Source organism: Mesorhizobium sp. M0626 (assembly GCF_040320665.1).
Lineage (GTDB): Bacteria > Pseudomonadota > Alphaproteobacteria > Rhizobiales > Rhizobiaceae > Mesorhizobium.
This window is the reverse complement of the sequence record NZ_JAMYQD010000048.1, coordinates 1-8,634: the sequence shown is the minus strand read 5'-3', so window position 1 is coordinate 8,634 and position 8,634 is coordinate 1. Positions and strand designations below refer to the sequence as shown.

Below are 8,634 nucleotides of genomic sequence, written 5' to 3'. Positions count from 1 at the left end.
CTCCCCCCCCCCCCCGCCTCCAGCGCCCCGCCCTCGACACAATTGCAACCCCGCCCGCCCCCCCCCCCCCCCGGGGCGCCGCGCCGGACTGGTCGGTCATCGCACCGGTCCGAAAGTCGTGGTCGATTTTCGGCAAGCCCGGTGCGAAGATTTGGCGCCGGAGCGTGGCAATGCGTCCGCATGGACGTATGTCGCTCTGGCCGAAGCGGGGCGCCGATGCTGCGATACATCTTACGGCGGCTTCTGACCGCCATTCCGACGCTGTTCGTCATCGTGACCATGGCGTTCTTCCTGATACGCGTCGCACCGGGCGGCCCCTTCAATCAGGAGCGGGGCCTCAGTCCCGAGATCAGGGCCAATCTGGAAGCACAGTTCGGCCTCGACGATCCGCTCTGGCTGCAATATGCCCACTATCTCGGCAATCTTCTGCGCGGCAATTTCGGGCCGAGCTACAATTTGCCTGACTTCACCGTCACCGAACTGTTTGCCAAGGGGCTGCCGATATCGGTCCAGCTCGGCACCTCGGCGCTGATCCTGGCGCTGCTGCTTGGTTCGGTGCTCGGCACCATCGCCGCGCTCAACCAGAACAAGCTTGGCGACTATACGGTGATTGCGCTGGCGACCGCCGGCAGCACTATCCCCACCTTCGTCATCGCTCCTGTGATTCAGCTGGTGTTCGGATTGACCTGGAAGCTGTTGCCGATCGGCGGCTGGGGTGATGGCGCATTAATCAACAAGATCGGCCCGGTGCTGACGCTGGCCTTGCCGCAGATCGCCATCGTTGCCCGCCTGATGCGCGGGTCGATGATCGAGAGCTTGCGTTCGCATCATATCCGAACGGCGCGTGCGCTCGGCCTCTCCGACTGGTCGGTGGTGGTCAAGCACGCGCTGCGCGGCGCCATCCTGCCGATCGTTTCCTTCACCGGCCCCGCAGCCGCGGCGCTGCTCACCGGTTCGGTCATCGTCGAGACCATCTTCTCCATTCCCGGTGTCGGCCGCTATTTCGTCGATGCCGCGCTCAACCGCGACTACACGCTGGTGATGGGGACCGTGGTGGTGATCGCGCTCTTCACCATCGTCTTCAACCTGATCGTCGACGTCATGTACGCGGTCGTCGACCCGAGGGTACGCTATGACTGAGGGTGCGCTATGACTGACATCACAGCCGCCGCCGCTCCGCCGGCCGTCGTCGGCCGCTCGCTCTGGGGCGACGCATGGGCGCGCCTCAAAGCCAACCGCGCCGCCATGTTCAGCCTCTATTACCTGGCCTTCATTGGCGTCATCAGCATCTTCGGCCCCTGGTTCGTGCCGCATCAGTACACCACCATCTATGCCGACTATGTGCGCACGCCGCCAAGCTTTTCAGCCTATCCGAAGCCCGACATGATCGAGACGGCGCTCAAGGATGCCATCAAGCGCATGCGCGTCGACATCAAGGAGTGGAAACTGGACGGCAGTCGCGTCACCGTCACCGTCACCTCGACCAAACCGATCGACGACCGCAACATCCGCTATCTTGACCGCTCCGATGCCTTCGACGATACCAAGATAGAGAGCAAATCGGCCGACGGGCTCGAATTGACTATGACTGCGTCGGTCAAACAGCAGTACTTCCTGTTCGGCACCGACAACACCGGTCGCGATCTTCTCTCGCGAACGCTGATGGCAGGGCGCATCTCGCTGGCCATCGGCCTGCTTGCCGGCATTGTCGCGGTGGTCATCGGCGTCCTCTACGGGGCGGCGGCCGGCTTTTCCGGCGGCAAGATCGACGAGGTGATGATGCGCATCGTCGACGTGCTCTATTCTTTGCCCTTCATTTTCTTTGTCATCATGCTGGTGGTGTTCTTCGGCCGCAACTTCGTGCTGATGTTCCTGGCGGTGGGAGCGGTGCTGTGGCTCGACATGGCGCGCATCGTGCGCGGCCAGGCGCTGTCGATCCGGCGGCAGGAGTATGTCCAGGCGGCCGAAGCCATGGGCGTCGGCCAGCGCGGCATCCTGCTGCGCCATGTCATCCCCAATCTGCTCGGACCAGTGGTGATCTACATGACGCTGCTGGTGCCGCAGGTCATCATCCTGGAAAGCTTTCTGTCCTTCCTCGGCCTTGGCGTGCAGGAACCGATGACCAGCTGGGGCGTGCTCATCTCCGTCGGCGCCAAGAACATCGGCACCGCCAACTGGCTGCTTTTGTTCCCCGCCTTCTTCCTCGTGTCGACGCTGTTTGCGCTGAACTTCGTCGGCGACGGCCTGCGCGATGCGCTCGATCCGAGAGACCGATAATATGGGGACCAAATAAAATGGGGACCGTTGCGATGGAAACGCCCGAAACGATCCTCAGCGTCAAGGACCTTCGCGTCCGCTTCCGCACGCTCGACGGCGCGGTCGAAGCGGTCAAGGGCATCAACATCCACGTCAAGGCAGGGGAAACCGTAGCCGTGGTCGGCGAATCCGGCTCCGGCAAGAGCCAGACCATGATGGCGGCGATGAGCCTGCTGGCGTCCAACGGCGAGGCGACGGGGCACGTCGATTATCGCGGCCGCAACCTTTTGACCATGAGCAAGCCCGACCTCAACAAGGTGCGCGGCGCCAAGATCAGCATGATCTTCCAGGAGCCGATGACCTCGCTCGATCCGCTCTATTCGATCGGCAACCAGCTGATCGAACCAATCCGCAAGCACCGCGGGCTGAACGCAGCCGAGGCACGGAACGAGGCGCTCAAGCTGCTGCGGCTTGTGCATATTCCCGATCCCGAGCGGCGGATGAAATCCTATCCGCACGAAATGTCGGGCGGCCAGCGCCAGCGCGTCATGATTGCCATGGCGCTCGCCAACGACCCCGACATCCTGATCGCCGACGAGCCGACGACGGCGCTCGACGTCACCATCCAGGCGCAGATCCTGGTGCTGCTCGCCGAATTGCAGCGCAAGCTCGGCATGGCCATCGTCTTTATCACCCACGATCTCGGCATCGTCCGGCGCTTTGCCGACCGCGTCTATGTCATGCGCTATGGCGAGGTGGTCGAGGAAGGCGAGGCGGAAGCACTTTTCGCCAACCCGCAGCATGCCTATACCAAAATGCTGCTGGCCGCCGAACCGACCGGCACCAAGGCGGCGCCGCCGCCCAGCGCTCCTGTGCTGCTGGAGGGCCGCAATGTCGAAGTGACCTTCAAGATCGGCGGCGGCTTCCTTGCCGGCGAACCGCTGCTGCTACGCGCCGTCGATCACATTTCGATCCGGCTGAAGCGCAACCAGACCATCGGTATCGTCGGCGAGTCCGGTTCGGGAAAATCGACGCTCGGCCGCGCACTTCTGCGCCTGTTGCCCAGCGACGGTGTCATCCGCTTCGGCGACCGCGACATCTCCACCGCCGACCGCCATGCGATGCGGCCGCTGCGACGTGAGATGCAACTCGTCTTCCAGGATCCGTTCGGCTCGCTGTCGCCGCGCATGACCGTCGGCCAGATCATCACCGAAGGGCTTCTGGTGCATGAGCCGAACCTGTCAGGCAAGCAACGCGATCAGCGCGCCGTCGAGGCCTTGCTCGAGGTCGGCCTCGACCCCAACGCACGCAACCGCTACCCGCACGAATTCTCCGGCGGCCAGCGCCAGCGCATCGCCATCGCGCGTGCCGTGATCCTGAAGCCCAAACTGGTGGTGCTGGACGAGCCGACTTCGGCGCTCGACCGCTCGGTGCAGAAGCAGATCGTCGAATTGCTGCGCAAGCTGCAGGCCGACCACGAACTGTCCTACCTCTTCATCAGCCACGATCTCTCCGTGGTGCGCGCCATGGCCGACTACATCATCGTCATGAGGCAGGGCAAGATCGTCGAGGAAGGCCCGACGGAAGAGATCTTCAGCAACCCGCAGGCCGCCTACACCCAGACGCTGATGGCTGCGGCGATCGATGTCACGCGCTTCAGGCTGAGTGCTTAAGGCGTGACGTTCAGCAGATAGGTAGGGCCAGTTCGCTAGCCCGCTGACCTGGGGCATCTGTTGGCCCTTGTCGCGACAATGGCCTCTTGCCGCTGCTTCAGCAGTTCGATTCTGGCCGTCTCACGCTTGGCCACTGCGCTCTTCACGCGCGTGCCGCCGAGCAGCCAGTTGGGAACGCTGGTGTTGGTGACCCTGCCGCGGGTGATGGCGGTTTGCGAGATGTCGCGCGCGGTATCGCCTACCGCGTTGTTGAGCTCGGCGCATGTCATGCTGTCGTATTTCGCCGGGTTCACCGCGCTGCCCAGCGATGAGCAGCCTGCCGCCAAGGACAAAGCGAGCAGCGCTGACAGCCGGCTTGAAATCAACAAATTCATCTTCCGCAAACCTCGTTCCGGCCGCTGTCTCGGCGGCATTCCTATTATCGAGGTAGCGCGGAAGGTTGTCGCGTCAAAACACCATGCTGACAGCGACGCCGACGCGGCCGGTTTGCATCAAGTCTTGTGGGTCGGGAGAACAAACACCTAAGTGTCTGTTTTTTCTGGTCGGAGTGGCAGGATTTGAACCTGCGACCCCCTCGTCCCGAACGAGGTGCGCTACCAGGCTGCGCTACACTCCGTGACCAGACCGCGGGCTTATAGCTGCCGCATACCGTTCCTGCAAGCGGCAATGGCAGCGCTTCTGTCGCATTTCGTTGGCTTTCGTTGGGCATTGCCGCAAAGCTTGGCTTTCCCTCCCGGGATAAACCCGGCTTAAAGCCTTGTGTGCTAAGTCGCAGCCTCGATAGATCGTGTTTTCGCCATCTGGAGCTTTGCTGCCTTGCCCCTGAAAATCGTAGGCGACGCCCGGCCCAACAGCTTCGAATTCGAAACCGAAGCGCTGATCAAGGCGTCCGGCTTTCGCGAATACGACGCGCGCTGGTGGTTTGGCCATGCCGGTTCGACGCAACCGCCGGACCTGAACCTGATCGGCGTCCAAGCGTTGGGCATGGGCCTGGGCACTTTGATCCGCCGTCTTGGCGCGGGTCCCGACATCGTCACCGGGCATGATTTCCGTTCCTATTCGCTTGCCATCAAGCTGGCGCTGGTTTCCGGCCTGATGGCTGCGGGCGCAAAGGTGAAAGACATTGGCCTGGCGCTGTCGCCCATGGCCTATTTCGCCCAGTTCGCGCTCGACGCGCATTCCGTCGCCATGGTCACGGCATCGCACAACGAGAATGGCTGGACCGGAGTCAAGATGGGTGCGGCGAGGCCGCTCACCTTCGGACCAGAGGAGATGAGCGCACTGAAACACATCGTGCTGTCGAGCGACTTCGATCTCGCCGGCGGCGGCTCCTACGAATTCGTCTCCGGTTTTCGCGAGACCTATCTCGACGATCTGGTGAGCGACAAGCGCATCGCGCGAAAGCTGAAAGTCGTGGCGGCTTGCGGCAACGGCACTGCCGGCGCCTTCGCGCCACAGGCGCTGGAGCGCATCGGCTGCGAGGTGATCCCGCTCGATGTCGAGCTCGACCACAGTTTTCCGCGCTATAACCCGAACCCGGAAGACATGCAGATGCTGCATGCCATCAGGGACAAAGTGCTGGAAACAGGTGCCCATGTCGGCCTGGGTTTCGATGGCGACGGCGACCGTTGCGGCGTGGTCGACAATGAGGGCAACGAGATTTTTGCCGACAAGGTCGGCGTCATGCTGGCGCGGGACATATCAACCCAATATCCCGGCTCGACCTTCGTCGTCGATGTCAAGTCGACCGGCCTGTTCAACACCGACAGCGTCCTGCGCGCCAACGGCGCGAAGACAGATTACTGGAAGACCGGCCATTCCTACATCAAGCGCCGCGTCGCCGAGCTTGGCGCCGTCGCCGGCTTCGAGAAGTCGGGCCATTTCTTCTTCAATCCGCCGATCGGCCGCGGCTATGATGACGGTCTCATCACGGCAATAGCCATTTGTGAGATGCTCGTCCGCAACCCCACAAGTTCGATGGCCGATCTCTATCGCGCGCTGCCGCTGACCTTCGGCACGCCGACCATGTCGCCGCATTGCGCCGATGACGTGAAATACGGCGTGGCCGATCGGGTGGTGGCGGACTTCCAGGCGATGCAGCGCGCCGGCAAGACTTTTGCCGGCCAGAAGATCGCCGAGCTGATCACCGTCAACGGCGTGCGCGTCGTGGCCGAGGATGGCACCTGGGGCCTGGTACGGGCGTCGTCGAACAAGCCGGAGCTTGTCGTGGTTGTCGAAAGCCCGGTATCGTCCGACCGCCGCCGGCAGATGTTCGAGGCCGTCGACGCCGTGCTGCGCCGCAGCCCCGAAGTCGGCGCTTACAACCAGACGTTCTGATTGGACCTTTCATGAGCGAGCGCATCGTCAGTTTTGTCATGAGCGGCGGTGTCGGCTCGCGCCTGTGGCCGCTGTCGCGCCAGGACAACCCGAAACAGTTCCACGATCTCTGCGGCGACGGCTCGATGCTGGCCAAGACCTTGCGCCGGCTGACGGCGCGGCCGGAAGGTGAGACGCCGATCTTCCTGATCGCCGCCGAGCGCCATGCCGAGCGTGTCCATGCCGACCTTGCCGGCCTCGACCTCGCCGGCGGTGGCCCGCTGTTCGAGCCGACCGGGCGCAACACGGCTGCCGCCGTGGCGCTGGCCGCGTTGCGCACATTGTCGGAGTTCGGCGACAGCCTGGTGCTGGTGGTGCCGTCAGACCATGAAATCGCCACGCCCAAGCAGTTCTGGCAGAGCGTCGAGGCTGGCAGCCTGGCAGCCCTTTCCGGCCGTCTGGTGGTGTTCGGCATCAAGCCGACGCAGCCCGAGACCGGCTATGGGTATATCGAAGTCGCAGCCGAAAGCGGCGGCGTCTTCGACGTGTCGCGCTTCGTCGAAAAGCCCGACCTCGCCACCGCGCAGAGCTATCTCAGTGCGGGCACCTTCTACTGGAACACCGGCATTTTCCTGTTTCGCGCCGGCGCCATGCGCGACGCATTTGCGGCCTTCCAGCCCGACATCTGGCAGGCCACCGAAGCGGCCTACAAGGCAGCGACTTCGGATCTGTCCGGCCTTTATATGCCGCTCGACCTCTATGCCGCCATCCCGTCGAACTCGATCGACTACGCCATCATGGAACGGGCCAAGGACATCGCCATGGTGCCGGCCGGCTTCCGCTGGAACGACCTCGGCTCCTGGCAGTCGCTGCTGGATGTCGGCCCTGCCGACGCCAAGGGCAATGTCGTCGTCGGCGATGTCGTCGCCATCGATTGCGAAAACTCCTACATCAGAAGCGACGGCCGGCTTTTGTCGGCAATCGGTATGAAGGACGTCGCCATCGTCTCGACGGCGGACGCCACCTTCGTTGCCCCGGTCAGTCACAGCCAGCACGTCAAGAAGATCGTCGAGCAGCTGGAAAAATCGGGCCGTCTGGAAACCAGGTTCACCCCGGCGCATGACCGCGTCATCGAGAGCGGCGCCTGGCGGCGGCGCGTGCATCACTGGCTGTTCGAGGAGACCTTGCCGCTGTGGTCGACTTCAGGCGTCGATGAGCGTCATGGCGGCTTCCACGAGGCGCTCGGCTTCGACGGCGAGGCGCTGTTGAAGCCCAAGCGCATGCGCACGACGGCGAGGCAAGTCTACGCCTTCGCCGTTGCCAAGGCCCGCGGCTGGGACGGTCCAGCCGATCGCCTGATCTCCCATGGCATCGCCTTCATGGCCGGCAAGGGCCGCACGGACCGGGGCGGCTGGGTGCGCACGCTCAATGTCGACGGCTCCGTCGCCGACCCAACCGAGGATGCCTACGACCATTCCTGCGTGCTGCTGGCGCTGGCGCATGCGCATATGTGCGGCGATCCGGATGCGCTGCGGCTGGGCCAGGAGACCTTCGTGTTCCTCGACGCGCATCTCGAGGACAGCCGCATGACCGGCTTTCTCGAGACATCCGATGGCGAGGGCGAGCGGCGCTCCAACCCGCATATGCATCTGCTCGAGGCCTTCCTCGCCTGGTATGAGGCGACCGGCGACCGCACCTATCTGCGCCGCGCCGCGCGCATCATCGACCTTTTCCGCAGTCATTTCTTCGATGCCGAGAGCTGGACGCTGGGCGAATATTTCGACGCCGGGTGGAAGCCGGCCGCCGGCGAGAAGGGCACATGGACCGAGCCCGGCCATCATTTCGAATGGGCCTCGCTGCTCACCGATTTCGTCGCCCGCAGCGGCCAGGGCGAGTTGAGCAATTTTGCCCGCAAGCTCTACGCCTCGGCCATCGCCAACGGCCTCAACCGCGCCACCGGCCTTGCCTACGGCGCGGTCTCCAGACAGGGCCTGCCGCTCGACCTTGTGTCGCGGAGCTGGCCACAGGCCGAAGCGATCAAGGCGGCGATTGCGCTGGATGGCTCGGGTGGTCCCGACCTCAAGCCGGAAATCGAGGCGCGCGTCGGCCGCCTGTTCCGCTGGCACATCGATCCGGCCCCGCTCGGCCTGTGGATCGACCGCATCGACGAACGCGGCCGCTCCTTGGCATCGGACGTGCCGGCCAGCATCTTCTATCATCTGGTCTGCGCGCTGACGCAGTATCTGGACGGCACGGCGCAGAAGGGGTGAGGTTGTTGAGAGGCCGGTGGGGGGGCCCCCCCCCAGCGCCGACCGGGGGGGGGGGGGGGGGGGGGGCGCCGCCCCCACAAAAGGGGGAGGCGAAAACCCGGGCGGGGCGACAACCCCGG

6 protein-coding genes and 1 tRNA gene are annotated in these 8,634 nt (G+C 64.0%); 6 read left to right on the top strand and 1 reads right to left on the bottom strand.

From position 1 onward, the window contains the following. Positions 1-216: 216 nt before the first annotated feature. Genes NKI37_RS31695 through NKI37_RS31680 form a run of 4 tightly spaced genes read left to right on the top strand, consistent with a single transcriptional unit; the run spans position 217 to position 4,454 of the window. The gene (locus NKI37_RS31695; RefSeq protein WP_023684574.1) at positions 217-1,140 is read left to right on the top strand and encodes an ABC transporter permease subunit; all 924 of its coding nucleotides are present in this window, start codon (positions 217-219) and stop codon (positions 1,138-1,140) included. A 9-nt stretch (positions 1,141-1,149) separates the two neighbouring features. Continuing rightward, positions 1,150-2,277, top strand: a complete 1,128-nt coding sequence (locus tag NKI37_RS31690; protein ID WP_023670736.1) for an ABC transporter permease — start codon at positions 1,150-1,152, stop codon at positions 2,275-2,277. 32 nt (positions 2,278-2,309) lie between these two features. Further along, positions 2,310-3,929 (top strand): ABC transporter ATP-binding protein, encoded by a 1,620-nt coding sequence (locus NKI37_RS31685; RefSeq protein WP_023698152.1) that lies wholly within the window; start codon positions 2,310-2,312, stop codon positions 3,927-3,929. 60 nt (positions 3,930-3,989) lie between these two features. Beyond that, complete coding sequence (locus NKI37_RS31680) at positions 3,990-4,454, top strand: hypothetical protein (RefSeq protein WP_352788058.1); 465 nt, start codon at positions 3,990-3,992, stop codon at positions 4,452-4,454. Positions 4,455-4,468: 14 nt separating this feature from the next. Here NKI37_RS31680 and NKI37_RS31675 read toward each other — a convergent pair. Next, positions 4,469-4,545, bottom strand: a tRNA-Pro gene (locus NKI37_RS31675). 200 nt (positions 4,546-4,745) lie between these two features. Between NKI37_RS31675 and NKI37_RS31670 the strand changes: the two genes are divergently transcribed. Then, positions 4,746-6,266 (top strand): phosphomannomutase/phosphoglucomutase, encoded by a 1,521-nt coding sequence (locus NKI37_RS31670; protein WP_352788060.1) that lies wholly within the window; start codon positions 4,746-4,748, stop codon positions 6,264-6,266. A gap of 11 nt (positions 6,267-6,277) precedes the next feature. Then, positions 6,278-8,515 carry a mannose-1-phosphate guanylyltransferase/mannose-6-phosphate isomerase gene (locus NKI37_RS31665; protein WP_352788063.1) on the top strand — a complete coding sequence of 746 codons (2,238 nt, stop codon included), beginning with the start codon at positions 6,278-6,280 and terminating at the stop codon, positions 8,513-8,515. Positions 8,516-8,634 lie beyond the last annotated feature (119 nt).

Coding starts and splice junctions, on each gene's coding strand:
- NKI37_RS31665 (WP_352788063.1), top strand. CDS start 6,278: ATGAGCGAGCGCATCGTCAGTTTTGTCATGAGCGGCGGTGTCGGCTCG.
- NKI37_RS31685 (WP_023698152.1), top strand. CDS start 2,310: ATGGAAACGCCCGAAACGATCCTCAGCGTCAAGGACCTTCGCGTCCGC.
- NKI37_RS31695 (WP_023684574.1), top strand. CDS start 217: ATGCTGCGATACATCTTACGGCGGCTTCTGACCGCCATTCCGACGCTG.
- NKI37_RS31690 (WP_023670736.1), top strand. CDS start 1,150: ATGACTGACATCACAGCCGCCGCCGCTCCGCCGGCCGTCGTCGGCCGC.